Annotated in this window: 15 protein-coding genes; 8 read left to right on the forward strand and 7 right to left on the reverse strand. The window is 73.1% G+C overall.

Annotated elements, in window-relative coordinates; genetic code table 11:
* The first annotated feature begins 61 nt into the window (after positions 1 to 61).
* The 4 genes from DEJ51_RS06590 (at position 62) to DEJ51_RS06610 (ending at position 4,329) form a co-directional block, all read left to right on the forward strand.
* A complete protein-coding gene (locus DEJ51_RS06590; RefSeq protein ID WP_150256743.1) occupies positions 62 to 1,330 on the forward strand; it encodes an exo-beta-N-acetylmuramidase NamZ domain-containing protein in 1,269 nt (422 codons plus the stop codon).
* Positions 1,331 to 1,412: 82 nt separating this feature from the next.
* Positions 1,413 to 2,867, forward strand: coding sequence for a serine-threonine protein kinase (locus tag DEJ51_RS06600; protein ID WP_223835691.1), 1,455 nt, complete (start codon positions 1,413 to 1,415; stop codon positions 2,865 to 2,867).
* A gap of 95 nt (positions 2,868 to 2,962) precedes the next feature.
* Positions 2,963 to 3,562, forward strand: a complete 600-nt coding sequence (locus tag DEJ51_RS06605; protein ID WP_150256744.1) for a hypothetical protein — start codon at positions 2,963 to 2,965, stop codon at positions 3,560 to 3,562.
* Positions 3,559 to 4,329, forward strand: a complete 771-nt coding sequence (locus DEJ51_RS06610) for a 3-keto-5-aminohexanoate cleavage protein (RefSeq protein WP_223835692.1) — start codon at positions 3,559 to 3,561, stop codon at positions 4,327 to 4,329. The genes DEJ51_RS06605 and DEJ51_RS06610 overlap by 4 nt, the downstream gene beginning before the upstream one ends.
* Here DEJ51_RS06610 and soxR read toward each other — a convergent pair.
* Positions 4,310 to 4,753 carry a redox-sensitive transcriptional activator SoxR gene (gene soxR / locus DEJ51_RS06615; RefSeq protein WP_150256745.1) on the reverse strand — a complete coding sequence of 148 codons (444 nt, stop codon included), beginning with the start codon at positions 4,751 to 4,753 and terminating at the stop codon, positions 4,310 to 4,312. The two genes, DEJ51_RS06610 and soxR, sit on opposite strands and share 20 nt — an antisense overlap.
* A gap of 114 nt (positions 4,754 to 4,867) precedes the next feature.
* On the opposite strand from soxR, the gene DEJ51_RS06620 reads away from it, so the two are divergent.
* On the forward strand, positions 4,868 to 5,329 hold the full coding sequence (locus DEJ51_RS06620; RefSeq protein WP_150256746.1) for a MaoC family dehydratase: 462 nt from the start codon (positions 4,868 to 4,870) through the stop codon (positions 5,327 to 5,329).
* A gap of 7 nt (positions 5,330 to 5,336) precedes the next feature.
* Here the strand turns inward: DEJ51_RS06620 and DEJ51_RS06625 are convergent, their stop codons facing one another.
* Positions 5,337 to 5,972, reverse strand: a complete 636-nt coding sequence (locus tag DEJ51_RS06625) for a TetR/AcrR family transcriptional regulator (RefSeq protein ID WP_150256747.1) — start codon at positions 5,970 to 5,972, stop codon at positions 5,337 to 5,339.
* Positions 5,973 to 6,018: 46 nt separating this feature from the next.
* Here DEJ51_RS06625 and DEJ51_RS35480 point away from each other — a divergent pair, with 46 nt between their 5' ends.
* Positions 6,019 to 6,147, forward strand: a complete 129-nt coding sequence (locus DEJ51_RS35480) for a hypothetical protein (RefSeq protein WP_263411697.1) — start codon at positions 6,019 to 6,021, stop codon at positions 6,145 to 6,147.
* On the opposite strand, the gene DEJ51_RS06630 is transcribed toward DEJ51_RS35480, so the two are convergent.
* Together DEJ51_RS06630 and DEJ51_RS06635 are read right to left on the reverse strand one after the other, a co-directional pair.
* Positions 6,123 to 6,410, reverse strand: coding sequence for a YiaA/YiaB family inner membrane protein (locus DEJ51_RS06630; RefSeq protein ID WP_150256748.1), 288 nt, complete (start codon positions 6,408 to 6,410; stop codon positions 6,123 to 6,125). The genes DEJ51_RS35480 and DEJ51_RS06630 overlap by 25 nt on opposite strands.
* Positions 6,411 to 6,567: 157 nt before the next feature.
* Entirely contained in the window at positions 6,568 to 7,719 is a 1,152-nt protein-coding gene (locus DEJ51_RS06635) for an acyl-CoA dehydrogenase family protein (RefSeq protein ID WP_150256749.1), read from the reverse strand.
* Between the two features lie 77 nt (positions 7,720 to 7,796).
* Here DEJ51_RS06635 and DEJ51_RS06640 point away from each other — a divergent pair, with 77 nt between their 5' ends.
* Positions 7,797 to 8,438 (forward strand): TetR/AcrR family transcriptional regulator, encoded by a 642-nt coding sequence (locus tag DEJ51_RS06640; RefSeq protein ID WP_150256750.1) that lies wholly within the window; start codon positions 7,797 to 7,799, stop codon positions 8,436 to 8,438.
* A 46-nt stretch (positions 8,439 to 8,484) separates the two neighbouring features.
* The gene (locus tag DEJ51_RS06645) at positions 8,485 to 9,813 is read left to right on the forward strand and encodes a HEAT repeat domain-containing protein (protein ID WP_150256751.1); all 1,329 of its coding nucleotides are present in this window, start codon (positions 8,485 to 8,487) and stop codon (positions 9,811 to 9,813) included.
* A gap of 50 nt (positions 9,814 to 9,863) precedes the next feature.
* On the opposite strand, the gene DEJ51_RS06650 is transcribed toward DEJ51_RS06645, so the two are convergent.
* From DEJ51_RS06650 to DEJ51_RS06660, 3 genes are all read right to left on the reverse strand, one after another.
* Positions 9,864 to 10,943 (reverse strand): Zn-dependent alcohol dehydrogenase, encoded by a 1,080-nt coding sequence (locus DEJ51_RS06650; RefSeq protein WP_150261726.1) that lies wholly within the window; start codon positions 10,941 to 10,943, stop codon positions 9,864 to 9,866.
* A gap of 73 nt (positions 10,944 to 11,016) precedes the next feature.
* Positions 11,017 to 12,429: an aldehyde dehydrogenase family protein gene (locus tag DEJ51_RS06655; protein ID WP_150256752.1), complete on the reverse strand. Its 1,413-nt coding sequence runs from the start codon at positions 12,427 to 12,429 to the stop codon at positions 11,017 to 11,019.
* 98 nt (positions 12,430 to 12,527) lie between these two features.
* Complete coding sequence (locus DEJ51_RS06660; RefSeq protein ID WP_150256753.1) at positions 12,528 to 13,982, reverse strand: CitMHS family transporter; 1,455 nt, start codon at positions 13,980 to 13,982, stop codon at positions 12,528 to 12,530.
* Positions 13,983 to 14,009: the final 27 nt, after the last annotated feature.

Raw genomic sequence — 14,009 nt, forward strand, 5'->3', positions numbered from 1 at the left:
GCGGGCAGACTAACCGGTCGGTATGTCAGGAGGAAAGGGGCGCGACACCTAGCGTGGCCCGATGACGCTGTCGCGACGCGGGATGCTGGGGCTGGCGGGGGCCATCGGATCGGCGGCCGCCGTGGGAGCGGCGGGGCCACGCGGGTCCGCCGGGGCGGACGGGGCCGCCGCGGCGGCCGGGCGGGTGTGCAACGGCTTCGAGCGGCTCGCCGCGGACGGGTACGCCGCACTGGCCGGACAGAAGGTCGGCGTGGTCACCAACCCCACCGGGATCACTGCCGACGCCCGCCACCTGGTCGACGTACTGCACGCGGACGAACGGGTCGACCTGGTGGCGGTGTTCGGGCCCGAGCACGGCTTCCGCGGCACCGCGCAGGCGGGCGGCTCGGAGGGCGCCTCCCGGGATCCGGCGACCGGACTGCCGGTGTACGACACGTACGGCAAGAGCGAACAGAAGCTCGCGGACGTGTTCACGGCGGCCGGGATCGACACCGTCGTCTTCGACATCCAGGACGTGGGGGCGCGCTTCTACACCTACATCTGGACCCTCTACGACTGCATGCGGGCGGCCGCGCTCGCCGGCAAGGCGATGGTGGTGCTCGACCGGCCCAACCCGGTGGGCGGCCGGCGGGCCGCGGGGCCCGTGCTGGAGCGGCCGTACGCGAGCTTCGTCGGCCGGGAGCCGATCGCCCTCGCGCACGGGATGACGGCGGCCGAGCTGGCCCGGCTCTTCAACGGCGAGTTCCTGGCGGACCGCCCGGTCAGGCTGCGGACGGTGGCGATGTCCGGGTGGCGGCGGGAGTCGTTCTTCGGGGAGACCGGGCTGCCGTGGGTGCCGCCGAGTCCGAACATGCCGACCGCGGACACGGCCCTCGCGTACGCGGGCACCTGCCTGTTCGAGGGGACGAACCTCTCCGAGGGGCGCGGGACGACCACGCCCTTCGAGGTGGTCGGCGCGGAGGGGATCGACCGGCGGTGGGCGGAGGCGGCGAACGCGCTCGGGCTGCCCGGGGTGTGGTTCCGGGAGGCGTACTTCACGCCGACGTTCTCCAAGCACGTGGGGAAGGTGTGCGGCGGGGTCCGGCTGATCGTGCACGACCGGGAGGCTTTCGACCCGGTCCGGTCCGGGATCGGGCTGCTGATCACGGCGCGGCGGGTGTGGAGCGGCTTCGGCTGGCGCGCGGACCACTGGATCGACCGGCTGACCGGCTCGGACCGGGTGCGGACGCTGGTGGACGCCGGGGCGGACGTGGACGAGGTCGTGGGTGACTGGGCGGCGGGGCTGGCACGTTTCGCGGCGGTGCGCGGGGAGTACCTGCTGTACCCGTGATCGGACCCGCCGGGGGGCTGGCCGGGCGGGCGCAGCAGCAGGATGCTGACTGCACCGGAGGCACGGCGTGAAGGGGGACGTCATGGCGGACGTCGGTGGCGGATTCGGGATCGGGGTCGGAGTCGGGGCCAGGGCCAGGATCGGAGCCGGGAACGGGGCCGGGACGGGAGCCGGGGCGAGGGCCACGGTCGGGGTCGGCGTCGGCGTCGGCGTCGGCGTCGGCGTCGGCGTCGGCGTCGGGGTACGGCCGTACGCGGAGCTCACCTTCGATTCCGAAGGGGACGTGGACCGGGCCACGCAGGGGGCCGTGTCCCGGATGGAGGCGACGGACCTGCTGGTGTTCGCGCACGGCTGGAACAGCGACCGGTCCACGGCGACGCGCCTCTACAACCGGTTCTTCGCGCCCTTCGAGGGGTTGGTGGGGTCGGGGGTACGCCTGGGGTACGTGGGTGTCGTATGGCCCGCGATGCGCTTCTCCGACGAGCCGATACCGGACTTCGACGCGCCGGGTGTCCTCGCGCCACCGGGCTCCGGCAGCGCCCTGGACCCGCTCACCCGACGGGCGCTCGGGGAGTTCTGGCCGGAGCGGCGCACGGAGCTGGACCGGGTGGCGGAACTGCTGGAGGAGCGGCCGGATTCGGCGGCCGCGTTCATCGAGTTCGGCGCCCTGGTGCGCGAGCTGGCGGGGGTGGACACGGTGCCCGCCCTGGTCGCCCCGGCGGTGCCCGCGATCTTCACGGACGACGTGCTGGAGGTGTGCCGGGCCCTTACCGTCGCCCTGGCCAGGGCCGGGGAGCCGGGCGCGGCGGCCGCGGCCGGCCCCGGCCCCGGCCCCGGCCCCGGCGACGGTCCGGGTCTCACGGTCGGCGCCGGGCTGCGCGGCCTGTGGGGCGGCGCCAAGGAACTGCTGCGACAGGCGACGTACTACAAGATGAAGAAGCGGGCGGGGGTGGTCGGCGAACGTGGCCTCGGCCCCGTGCTGGCCCAGCTGGCGGCCGCCCGGCCCGCTCTGCGTTTCCATCTGATCGGGCACAGTTTCGGGGCGCGCGTCGTCTCCTTCTCCCTGCGCGCGGTGCCGGACCGGTCCCGGTACGTCAAGTCCGTGACCCTGCTCCAGGGAGCCTTCTCGCACTACGCGTTCGCCGACCGGCTGCCGCACGACAAGGGCAGCGGAGGGGCCCTGCGCGGGCTCCAGCAAAGGGTCGACGGGCCGGTGGTCGCCTGCCATTCCCCGCACGACTCGGCCCTCAAGGTCTTCTACCCGCTGGCCTCCCGGATGGCAGGGGATTCGGCCGGACTGCTGGGTTTCGACGAGCGGTGGGGCGCCATCGGGCACGACGGGGTCCAGGCGGTACCGGGTGCGCCCCGGCTGAGCCTGGAGACCGCCCTGCGCGAGGGGGTGCCCGCGGCCGGCTGTGTCAGTGTGGACGCGGGCTCCGTGGTGCGGCGCGGCGGTGCCCCGTCGGGGGCGCACAGTGACATCTGCCACGAGGAACTGGCCCGGGTGGTGGTGGCCGCGGGGCGCATGGGGCGCTGACTTCTGGCCATGTGCCACCCGCACGCCTCGACCGCCCCCGCATGCGCCCGCCTCCGGCCGGGCATGTTGGGCACATCGACGGAGGTGATGGTGTGATGGCGGGATTCCGGAGTCTGGCCTACCAGGTGCGCGACGCGCGTAATGACCGGGCCTTGCGGCGCCATTCACTGCGCCGCTGCCTGGAGCGGTTCGCGCCGTACGGGCACCGGGCCACGTGGTGGCACCTGTGCGACCGGCACGGGATCGCCCCCGAGGACCGGGGGGCGGATCCGCTGCGGCTGGTCGCCGCGCTGGAGGAGCTGGAGGACGCGCGGGCGGTCTGGCTGGAGTACGAGAGGCAGTTCGCGGAACGGCGCCGGCGGGAGAAGCACGACGGGCTGCGCCGTCCGGAGTGGGCGTGGGGCGGGAGCGGGGACGCGGTGGTGCGGTGCGCCGATCCGGGGGTGCGGCCGGAGGGGGCGCTGGGCGAGGTGCTGCGCAGGCTGGTGCGGGCGCTGGAGTCGGCGCCGGGGACGGCGTGCCCGGTGTGCGGTGACAGCGAACTGCACTGGCCTGAGGTGGCTCCGGTCGGCCCCTGGGCAGGGGCGCTGGCCTGGGACGGGCCGGTGTGCGTGGGGTGCGGGATCGTGGTGCCCAGACCGGCCCTGGTGGACACCCCGACGCTGCTGGACGTTCCTGCGGCGGGAGCCGCGTGACCGCACCCGCGCCGATGCACGTCCCGATGCCGGTCCCGATGGCGGTGTCGTTGAACGGCTCGCGGAGTGCCGCGGACGGACCGGCCGTCCCGATGTCGCCGGAGGCGCTGGCGGAGTCGGCGCTCGCCGCCGTCGCCGCAGGGGCCGGGGAGGTGCTGGTGCATCCACGGACGCCGTGCGGGCGGGAGAGCCTCTCGCCGCGGGTGGTCGGGCCGGTGCTGGAAGTGCTGCGGCGTACGGGGGTCGGCGTGGCGCTGTCCGTGCCGGTGTCGGTCGCGGCCGAGCCCGATCCCGTGGGGCGGCTGGAGCGGGTGGCCTCGTGGACGGTGCTGCCGGACCGGGCGGTGGTGCGTTTCGGGCAGCCGGGCGCGGTGGAGCTGGCGCAGGCCCTGCTGGCCCGTGGGGTCGCGGTGGACGCGGTGGTGCCGCTGGGCGGTGCGGCCGGGCCGGAGCCGCTGGCCGCGTTCCTGGCCTGGCCGGTGCGCGAGCCGGGGCGGGTGCGGCTCTCGGCCGAGCTGGCCGCGGCGGATCCGGCCCTGGTCGCGGGGCTGCGCGGGCTGCCGCCGGTACCGGTGCTGCTGTACGGGCAGGACGCGGCCGCCTGGCCGGTGCTGCGGCTGGCCGCGCGCTGCGGCACCGGCGTACGGACCGGCGCGGGCGACGTGACGCGGCTGCCGGACGGGCGGCCGGCCCGCTCGAACGCCGAACTGGTGGCGGCGGCCCGGGACATGGTGGCGCGGGTGGTGGCTACAGCCGCGAGCCGGTGAGCCGCTCGCCGAAGACGTCGTCCGGGTTGGACAGCGCACAGGTCTCCATCGACAGGCAGCCACAGCCGATGCAGTCGGTCAGGTGGTCGCGCAACCGGCCGAGCCGGGTGATGCGTTCGTCGAGTTCGGCGCGCCAGGCCTCGGAGAGACGGGCCCAGTCCGCGCGGTTGGGGGTGCGTTCCTCGGGGAGCTGGGCCAGTGCCTCACGGATGCTGGCCAGCGGGATGCCCACGCGCTGGGCGGCGCGTACGAAGGCCACGCGGCGCAGCGCGTCACGCGTGTAGCGGCGCTGGTTGCCGGAGGTGCGGCGGCTGCTGATCAGGCCCTTGGCCTCGTAGAAGTGGAGCGCCGATACGGCCGCGCCACTGCGGGCGGACAGCTGGCCGACGGTGAGCTCGTGGATTTTCTCGTGAATCTGCGGCACCTGGCCGAGCGTAGTCGGAGCTCCGTTGACATAGGCATACGGCCCCCAGCATGCTGAGCAAGCGCTTATTCGTTCGTTCGTCCGTCAGTCGTCCGCGAGAGACAGGAACAGGGCATGGCCGAGCCGAGGGTCTTCACGTCCGCCGAGGAGCTGCACGCCGGGATCGGCGAACCGCTCGGCCCCAGCGAGTGGCTGGAGGTGGACCAGAAGCGGATCGACCTCTTCGCGGACGCCACCGGCGATCACCAGTGGATCCACGTGGACCCGGAGCGGGCAGCCGGCGGACCCTTCGGTTCCACCATCGCGCACGGCTATCTGACGCTGTCCCTGCTGCCGAGCCTGGTACCGCAGATCATGCGGGTCGAGGGCATGCGGATGGGCCTCAACTACGGGACGAACAAGGTCCGCTTCCCGGCGCCGGTGCCGGTCGGTTCGCGGCTGCGCGCCATCGCAGTGATCACGGAGGTCGCGGAGGCGGGCGGCGGCGTACAGGTCACGGCCACGGTCACGGTCGAGCGCGAGGGCGGCGACAAGCCGGTGTGCGTGGCGGAGTCGGTGTCGCGCTACTTCTTCTGAGGGCGGGCTACTTCTTCGGGCCCGGCCGCGCGGCGACCATCCGGAGCACGAGGTCGGCGTAGAGTCCGCCGACCTCGTCGGGCGTGCGCTGCCCGGCTGCGCTGAACCAGCGGGCCACGTCGATGCACAGCGACAGCACGGCGAGGGTGGTGCCCGGCACGTCGGGGACGTCGAACTCCCCCGCGGCCACCCCGTCGGCGATGATGCGGCGCACGGCCGCGTCGCTCTGCCGGCGCAGCGCCACGATCTCGGAGCGGTGCTCCGGAGCGAGAGCGTCGAGCTCGTACTGGACCACGCGCGCGGTGGTGTGGTGCGCCGCGTGCCAGCGCACGAAGGACCGCACGGCGGCGTCGAGCCGGTCGGCGGCGCCGCCGGGGCCGTCGGCGGCGGTGGTGAGGATCTCCAGCGCCTTGTCGTGGCCGATCCGGCTGATCCGGTGGAGCAGCTCTTCCTTGGTCTTGTAGTGGATGTAGAGCGCGGCCGGGCTCATGCCGGCGCGGCCCGCGATGTCACGCGTGGTGGTGGCGTGGTACCCGCGCTCCGCGAAGGCGTCGACGGCGGCGACGAGCAGCCGCCGTGCCGCGTCGGGGGTGACCTCGGACCACGGCCGGTAGCCGTCGACCGTATCCTCCGCGCTGCCCATCGCTCACTCACCCTTCACCGTGTGGAAGTGAACACCCTACCGGAGGGTGAGCAAGCGCTTAGCGAAGTCGGGCCCGGCGGCCGGGCCCGATGCGACTACTTCGGCCACCTCGGCTACTTCCGGCTACCTCGGCTACCTCGGCCGCTCCGGCTACTTCGGCGTGAAGGGATCGTAGTCGGCCATGATCTTCTCCATCCTGGCCTGATCCACCCGGCTCACGATCTGCGTGACCTCCTGGCGGTCACGGATCACCTTGGCGAGGGTGAAGGCCGAGGTGGTGAGGTAGAGGACCGCGATACCGAGGAAGGCCCGGACCCAGCCGTTCGCGTCCAGGTTGTAGATCCCCACGGCCACGGCGCCGATGGCGATGCCGAAGGAGGCGACGGCCTGGCCGTAGTACGCCCCCGTGCTCTGCTGCTTGACCGGTGTCTCGTTCATGGTCCGAGCATCGGGCCGGCCGCGGGAGAGCACATCCGCGCACGTACTCATACGGCTACTCAGTCGGCCCGGGAAATCCGCGAGGCAGGAGAAGGCGTCGGGATCCGCCGGGAGCCGCATGGAGCCGTTGGGCCCCGGGGAGGCACGGCCGCCGACCTCAGAAGGCGGAAACCCCGGTGCGGGCGCGGCCGATGAGCAGCTTCTGGATCTGGCTGGTGCCCTCGTACAGGGTCATCACACGGGCGTCGCGCAGCAGTTTGCCCGCCGGGTACTCGTCGATGTAGCCGTACCCGCCGTGCACCTGGAGGGCGTTGCTCGCGGCACGCACGGCGGCCTCGGAGGCGAAGAGCTTGGCCGTGGAGGACTCGGTGGCGAAGGGCTGTCCGCGGTCGATGAGGTCCGCCACCCGCCAGGTCAGCAGGCGGGCGGCGTCCACGTCGACCGAGATGTCGGCGATGAGCTCCTGGACCAGCTGGTGGTGGGCTATCGGCCGGCCGAACTGCTCGCGCCCGGCCGCGTACGAGACGGCCGCGTCCAGGGCCGCCTGCGCGATGCCGACACAGCCCGCGGCGACCGACATCCGGCCCTTGGCGAGGGCGGACATCGCGACCGAGAAGCCCTTGCCCTCGGGGCCGAGCATGGAGGAGGCGGGCACGCCGACACCGTCGAGGACGAGTTCGGCGGTGGCCTGGCCGCGCAGGCCGAGCTTGCCGTGGATCTCGCGGCGGGTCAGACCCGGGGTGTCGGTGGGAACGAGGAAGGCGGAGACGCCGCGGTGGCCGGGCTCGCCGCCGGTGCGGGCGAAGAGCAGCACCACGTCGGCCCAGGTGCCGTTGGTGATGAACATCTTGCTGCCGTCGAGGACGTACGCGTCGCCCGTGCGCACGGCGCGGGTGGTGAGGTTTCCGGCGTCGGAACCGGTGCCGGGCTCGGTCAGGCCGAAGCAGCCGAGCGCGTCGCCGGAGCACAGGCGGGGCAGCCAGGCGCGCTTCTGCTCCTCGGTGCCCCAGGCGGCGACGGTCTTGGCGACCAGGCCGAGGGAGACGGAGACGATCCCGCGTACGGCTGAGTCGCCGCGTCCGAGCTCCTCGGTGACCAGCGCGTAGGCGAGGTGGTCCCCGCCGGAGCCGCCGTACTCCTCGGGGACGGTCAGGCCGAGGAAGCCGAGGTCGCCCAGCTTCTTCACGATGGCCCGGTCCACGCTCTCGGCGCGGTCCCACTCGGCGGCGTACGGAACCACTTCGCGCTCGGTGAACTCGCGGGCGAGCCTGCGGACGGCGGCCTGCTCCTCGCTCAGCTCCAGATTCACCGGGCACCTCCGGGGCGCTCGTCCGGCACTTTAACTAGCACCGGTAGTTTATGGCGGGCAGGCCTACTATGTGGCGCATGGCCAGACCGCGCAAGCCCCTCCTCAGCCGGGACCGCATCGTCGAGGCGGCCGGCGCCCTGGTGGACGCGGAGGGGCTGGAGGCGGTCTCGACGCGGCGGCTGGCGGCCGCGCTGGGGGTCAGCGGGCCCTCGCTCTACAACCATTTCCGCACCAAGGACGAGATCCTGGACGCGGTGGCGGACGCGGTGAGCGCGCGGGTGGACCTGTCGATGTTCGACGGCGGCCAGGACTGGCGGGCGGCCCTGCACGCGTGGGCGCACTCCTACCGGGACGCGCTGGCGGACCACCCGAACATCGTGCCGGTCCTGGCGCGCGGGCCCGGCCGCCGGCCGGCCGGGCTGCGGCTGGCGGACGCGGTCTTCGGGGCGATGACGGCGGCGGGCTGGCCGGCGGCACAGGCGACCCGGATCGGCGCGCTGATGCGGTACTTCATCCTGGGCTCGGCGGTGGCGTCCTTCGCCGGGGGTTTCGTGGACGACCGCACGGCGTACGACCCGGCGGACTACCCGCACCTGGGCCAGGCCCACCTGCTGGCGGAGCGCGGGCGCGAGGTGGACGAGGGCGCCTTCGAGACGGGCCTGGCGGCGCTGCTCGACGGTCTGGCCTTGCAGTACGAGGCGTTGAAGGAGGGGGCATGACGCAGGGGACACCGGCCTGATCACCGCGGTACGGGCCGACGACGCGGTGCGGGTCCGCGCACTGCTGCGGGCGGCCGACGAGGCCGCCCGGGGCACAGTCGGCGCAGCCGCCCTCGGCGTGGACGCGCCCGGGGCGAACGGCCTGTCGGCGCTGGACATCGCGGCGGCCCGAGGCTCGTACCCGGTGGTCGAGGTGCTGAGCGGCTACGGCGCACGGCTGGACCGCGTGGGCCCCGACGGCCGGACCCCGCTGCTGCGAGCGGTCGATGCCGGCGCCTACGCGGTCGCCGTTCTCCTGCAGTCCGCCTCGGTACCGCTGTGGCCCAAGGGCCCCGACGGGCGGACCGCCCTGGAGCTGGCCCGCCACTGGCACGAGACGGGCGCCGAGAACGAGTTGCGCCGCCGAACGGGAGCCACGGAGTCCGCTGAGTCCTCGGAACCCCCGGACCCCCCGGAACCCTCGGGTCCCGCAGAGATCAGCCGGGTCATGGACGACGAGTACTCCTTCACCCGTCTGCTGCGACTGCCGGGCACCGACGCCCACGTACGCACCGGGCACACGGCCATCCTGTGCCGGCTGGAGGCCGTCCACGGGATACGCACCCCCTTCGCCGAACTCCTCGCCCGCGCCGAAGCGGAGGGCGACCTACGCGGCGTGACGCGCGACGCGGCCGTATCGGTCCTGTACGGCCGGGCCGACCCCGAGACGTGGGAGGCCGCCGCGGCACTGCGCACCCATCCGCGCCCCTCCGTACGGCACTTCGGCGCCGAGGTCGTGCGCTGCATCAGCCTCTTCGACGAGTGCGAGGAGGGCGGTGGGTGTATCGACGGGGCCGGATGCGTGGCGGAACCGGCCGCAGGCCTCTTCCTCGCGTGGGCGGCCGACGAACCGGATCCGGACGTTCTCGCCGTCCTGCTCACCGCACTGGCGGACTGCCCGGCGCTGCCCCGTGCCACCCTCGCCGAGGCCCTGCTCCCCCACGCGCGGCATCCGTCCGCCGTGGTCCGCCGTTCGGTGGCGAACGCGTTCGTCGCCTGTGCGGACGAGGAGGGCGTGCTCCCCCAGATCCTCGGGTACCTCCAGGACGGTGACGCCGAGGTGCGCCGCAGCAGCTGCTTCGCCGTGGCGCGGCAGAGGGACCGTTCCCGCGAGGTGCGCGACTGCCTGATACCGCTCCTGGCCGATCCGTCGATCGAGCTCCAGATCCAGGCGGTACGGGCACTGGTCCTGCTCGACGATCCGCGCGGCGAGGAGGCCCTGGACTGGCTCGGCCTCGGGTACACCGAGGACGAGCCCGGCTACTGGTTCCTGTACGAGGCCCACCGCCACCTGCGGCTGCGCAAGGAGGCGGGCGCGCCCGGCGGGCGGTCCTAGCACGCGACGAGGCCTCAGCACACGACGAGGGGTCAACACACGACCAGGGCTCAGAACACGACCAGGGAGCGACCTCCCTTGCCCGCCAGCATGGCGTCGAAGGCCACGGGGATGTCGTCGAGGGTGATCCGGTCGGTGACCAGGGCGCCGAGGTCGAGACGTCCCGCACGGACGTGCTCGGCGATCACCGGGAGGTCGCGGGCCGGGTCGCTGTTGCCGTAGACGCAGCCGGTGAGGGTGCGGGCGAAGTGGAAGATCTCCATGGAGTGGAAGGTGACCTGCTGCTCCTTGCCACCGATGCCGACGACGGTGGTACGGCCGCCGCGCCGGGTCGACTCCCAGGCGCCGCGGATGGTCTCGGACCGGCCGACGCACTCGACGGCGACGTCGGCTCCCTGCCCGCCGGTCAGTGCGCGGATCTGCTTGGCGGTGGTGTCGGAGGCCAGTACGAACTCGGTGGCTCCGGCCGCGCGGGCCAGCTCCTCCTTCGCCGGGGACACGTCGACGGCGATGACCGGACCCGCCTGGGCGATCCGGGCGGCCTGGAGGGCCACCAGACCGACGCCGCCGGCTCCGAAGACGGCCACCGACTCGCCGGGGCGGAGCTGGGCGCTGTGGTGGACGGCTCCGTAGCCTGTGAGGACGGCGCAGCCGAGCAGGGCGGCTTCGGCGAGCGGGATCCCGGCGGGGGCGGGCAGCACGCAGTTGGCCGCGACGACGGTCTCCTCGGCGAAGGCGGCCACGTTCAGCCCGGGGTGCAGTGCGGTGCCCTGCGCGTCGTGCGCGTAGACGGCCCCGACCCCGGTGAGCGCGGTGGCGCAGAGCCAGACCTCACCGATCGTGCAGTGGTGACACTCTCCGCAGGACGGCGCCCAGTTGAGCACCACGCCGTCACCGGGGGCCACGTGGGTGACGCCCTCCCCCACCGCGAGGACCGTGCCCGCGCCCTCGTGGCCGAGGACGGCGGGCACGGGAACCCGCATGGTGCCGTTGGTGAGGGAGAGGTCGGAGTGGCACACTCCGGCTGCGGCGAGCCGCACCCGGACCTGCCCGGGGCCGGGATCCGGCAGCACGATGTCCCGTATCTCCAGCGGGGCTCCGACGGCGGGCAGGACAGCGGCGCGGACCATGGTCGTCATCTCGTCTTTCCGGTGCGGTGCGGATGCCGTGGATACGGCGCGTGCGGCTGAACGGTCGGTGGGATCAGAACTGCAGGGACTTGGTCTGGAGGTACTCCGCCAGACCGTGCGCGCCCAGCTCGCGGCCGACACCCGACTGCTTGTAGCCGCCGAAGGGCGCGAGCACGTTGAAGCGGCCGCCGTTGATGTCCACTTGCCCGGTGTCCATCCGGCGTGCGAAGGCCACGGCCGTTTCGTCGTCGGCGGCCCAGACGGCGCCGCCGAGGCCGTAGACGGTGCCGTTGGCGATGCGGAGGGCCTCCTCCTCGTCCTCGTAGCGGAGGATCGACAGCACCGGGCCGAAGATCTCCTCCTGGGCGATGGTCATGTCGGGCGTGACGTCGGCGAACACCGTCGGCGCCACGAAGTACCCCTGCTCCAGGGGTGCGTCGGGCCCGCCTGCGACGAGGCGCGCGCCTTCCTCCAGGCCCTTGGCGATGAAGCCGCGGACGCGCTCGTGCTGCTTGGCGTTGACGACCGGGCCGATGCGGACACCGGCCTCGCGGGGATCACCGGTGGGGTAGTCGGCGACGGCGGCGGCCGCGAGCGAGACGGCCTCCTCGTAGTGGTCCCGGTGGACGAGCATCCGGGTGAGCGCGTTGCAGCTCTGGCCGCTGTTGTTCATCACGTGCCCGACGCCGGCCGCGACGGCCTTGACCAGGTCGGCCCCGGGCAGGATGACGTTGGCGGACTTGCCGCCCAGTTCGAGCGCGACCCGCTTGACCGCGGCGCCGGCCGTGGCGCCGATCTGCCTGCCGACCGCGGTCGAGCCGGTGAAGGAGACGAGGTCGACTCCCTCGTGCGCGGCGAGGGCCTGACCGGCGACCGGACCGGTACCGGTCACCAGGTTGAAGACTCCGGCCGGGATGCCCACCTCGTGCACGGCTTCGGCGAAGAGCTGTGCGGTCAGCGGGGTGTCCTCGGCCGGCTTGAGGACGAGGGTGCAGCCGGCGGCGAGAGCGGGTGCCACCTTTGCAACGACCTGGTGCAGGGGATAGTTCCACGGCGTGATGGCCGCGACCACCCCGATCGGCTCCAGCAGCACGGTGGAGTTCCCGACCCGCTCCTCGAAGGCGTACGAGGAGGCGAGTTCGGCGTAGGAGGAGGCCACGGCGATCGGTGCGCCGACGTGGACCGCCTTCGAGAAGCCGAGCGGGGATCCGAGCTCGGCGGTGATGGTCTCGGTCAGCTCGCCCGTGCGGGCGACCAGTGCGTCGCGGAGCGCGCCGATCAGGGCGGCCCGCTCGGCCGGTGCCGTGGCCGCCCAGCCGGGGAGGGCCGCACGGGCCGCGCGTACGGCGGCGTCGACGTCCTCTTCGGTACCGGCCGGGACCTGCGCGATGACCTTGCCGACGGCCGGGTTGACGACCTCGATCAGATCGCTGCCGGCGGCGGGCCGCCACGCGCCGTCGATGTACATCCCGTCGTGGGCCTTCATGGCATTCCTCCCGAGCACGCACGAGCGCGTAGATCCGACCTCGCGAACACCCTACAAACTAGCGTCGGTAGTTTTTGTCGGCCAGGGGGCGCCGGATCTCAGATGATGCCGAAAAGCATCCCTGCCCCGAGGACGACGAGCGAGGTCAGGGCCGCCCATTTCACGGTGAACCGGGTGTGGTCGCCGAACTCGACCTTGGCCATGCCGACGAGGACGTAGACGGCCGGAACCAGTGGGCTCGACATGTGCAGGGCCTGGCCGACGAGGGAGGCCCGGGCGATCTCCAGCGGGGAGACCCCGTGGGCGGCGCCCGCCTCGGCCAGGACCGGCAGGACGCCGAAGTAGAAGCCGTCGTTGGACATGAAGTAGGTGAGCGGCAGGCTGAGCAGGCCGGTGACCAGGGCCATGTGCGGGCCCATGCCTTCGGGGATGGCCCCGACGAGCCAGTCGGCCATGTGCTTGACCATGCCGGTGCCGGTGAGCACCCCGGTGAAGACGGCGGCGGCGAAGACCATGCCGGCGACGTTCAGGACGTTGTCGGCGTGGGCGGCGATCCGGGCCTTCTGGTCGGGCATGTGCGGGAAGTTGACGGTGAGGGCGAGCGCGGCGCCGAGCAGGAACAGCACCGGGATGGGCAGCATTTCCGTGATCATCGCGGTGAGCAGGGCCACGGTGAGGCCCGCGTTGAACCAGTAGAGCCGGGGTCGCAGGGTGGAGCGGTCGGGGTCGAGTCCCTGGAAGGCGTCCTCGGGGGTGGCGGCGTCACCGCTGCCGTGCGTGCCGGCCGCTGAACCGGCGGCGCCGCCTTCACCGGAAGCAAGGGCGGGGGCAGGAGCGGAACCGGAGGCGGAGAGGGAGGCGGTGCCCGGCGCACCGGGCGCGGCCGGGACCAGCTCCGCCTCGGCGGCCGCCGGACCCGCCTGACCGGGCAGCACCAGCGTGCCCACGCGGCGGCGCTCCTTCACACCGAGGACGTACGCCAGGACGAGGACGAAGAGCAGGCCTGCCGCGAGCGCCGGAATCATCGGGACGAAGATGTCGGCGGCGTCGAGCTTGAGGGCGGTGGCGGCGCGCGCCGTCGGACCGCCCCAGGGCAGGGTGTTCATGACGCCGTTGGCCGTGGCCGCGACGCCCGTCATCACCACCAGGCTCAGACCGAGCCGCTTGTAAAGCGGGTACATGGCCGAGACAGTGATCATGAAGGTGGTCGATCCGTCTCCGTCGAGCGAGACGATCGCGGCGAGGACGGCGGTGCCGACCACCACCCGCATCGGATCCGCCTTGCAGAAGCGCAGGATGCCGCGGACGATCGGGTCGAAGAGGCCGACGTCGATCATCACGCCGAAGTAGACGATGGCGAACATCAGCATGGCGGCGGTCGGGGCGAGCTTGCCGACGCCTTCGATGACGTAGTCGCCGAAGTGCGCGCCCTTCCCTGCGAACACGCAGAAGAGTGCGGGGATGAGGACGAGCGCCGCGATGGGCGACATTCTCTTCATCATGATCAGGACCAGGAACGTCGCGATCATGGCGAAGCCGAGGAAGGTCAGCATGTGGGGAAGGTAGGTGCCCCCTCCCTG

The organism is Streptomyces venezuelae (genome assembly GCF_008642275.1).
In the GTDB taxonomy this organism is placed as follows: Bacteria; Actinomycetota; Actinomycetes; order Streptomycetales; family Streptomycetaceae; genus Streptomyces; species Streptomyces venezuelae_E.

Coding starts and splice junctions, on each gene's coding strand:
- DEJ51_RS06630 (WP_150256748.1), bottom strand. CDS start 6,410: ATGAACGAGACACCGGTCAAGCAGCAGAGCACGGGGGCGTACTACGGC.
- DEJ51_RS06655 (WP_150256752.1), bottom strand. CDS start 12,429: ATGAAGGCCCACGACGGGATGTACATCGACGGCGCGTGGCGGCCCGCC.
- DEJ51_RS06650 (WP_150261726.1), bottom strand. CDS start 10,943: ATGGTCCGCGCCGCTGTCCTGCCCGCCGTCGGAGCCCCGCTGGAGATA.
- DEJ51_RS06590 (WP_150256743.1), top strand. CDS start 62: ATGACGCTGTCGCGACGCGGGATGCTGGGGCTGGCGGGGGCCATCGGA.
- DEJ51_RS06600 (WP_223835691.1), top strand. CDS start 1,413: ATGGCGGACGTCGGTGGCGGATTCGGGATCGGGGTCGGAGTCGGGGCC.
- DEJ51_RS06605 (WP_150256744.1), top strand. CDS start 2,963: ATGGCGGGATTCCGGAGTCTGGCCTACCAGGTGCGCGACGCGCGTAAT.
- DEJ51_RS06660 (WP_150256753.1), bottom strand. CDS start 13,982: ATGCTGACCTTCCTCGGCTTCGCCATGATCGCGACGTTCCTGGTCCTG.
- DEJ51_RS06640 (WP_150256750.1), top strand. CDS start 7,797: ATGGCCAGACCGCGCAAGCCCCTCCTCAGCCGGGACCGCATCGTCGAG.
- DEJ51_RS06625 (WP_150256747.1), bottom strand. CDS start 5,972: ATGGGCAGCGCGGAGGATACGGTCGACGGCTACCGGCCGTGGTCCGAG.
- DEJ51_RS06620 (WP_150256746.1), top strand. CDS start 4,868: ATGGCCGAGCCGAGGGTCTTCACGTCCGCCGAGGAGCTGCACGCCGGG.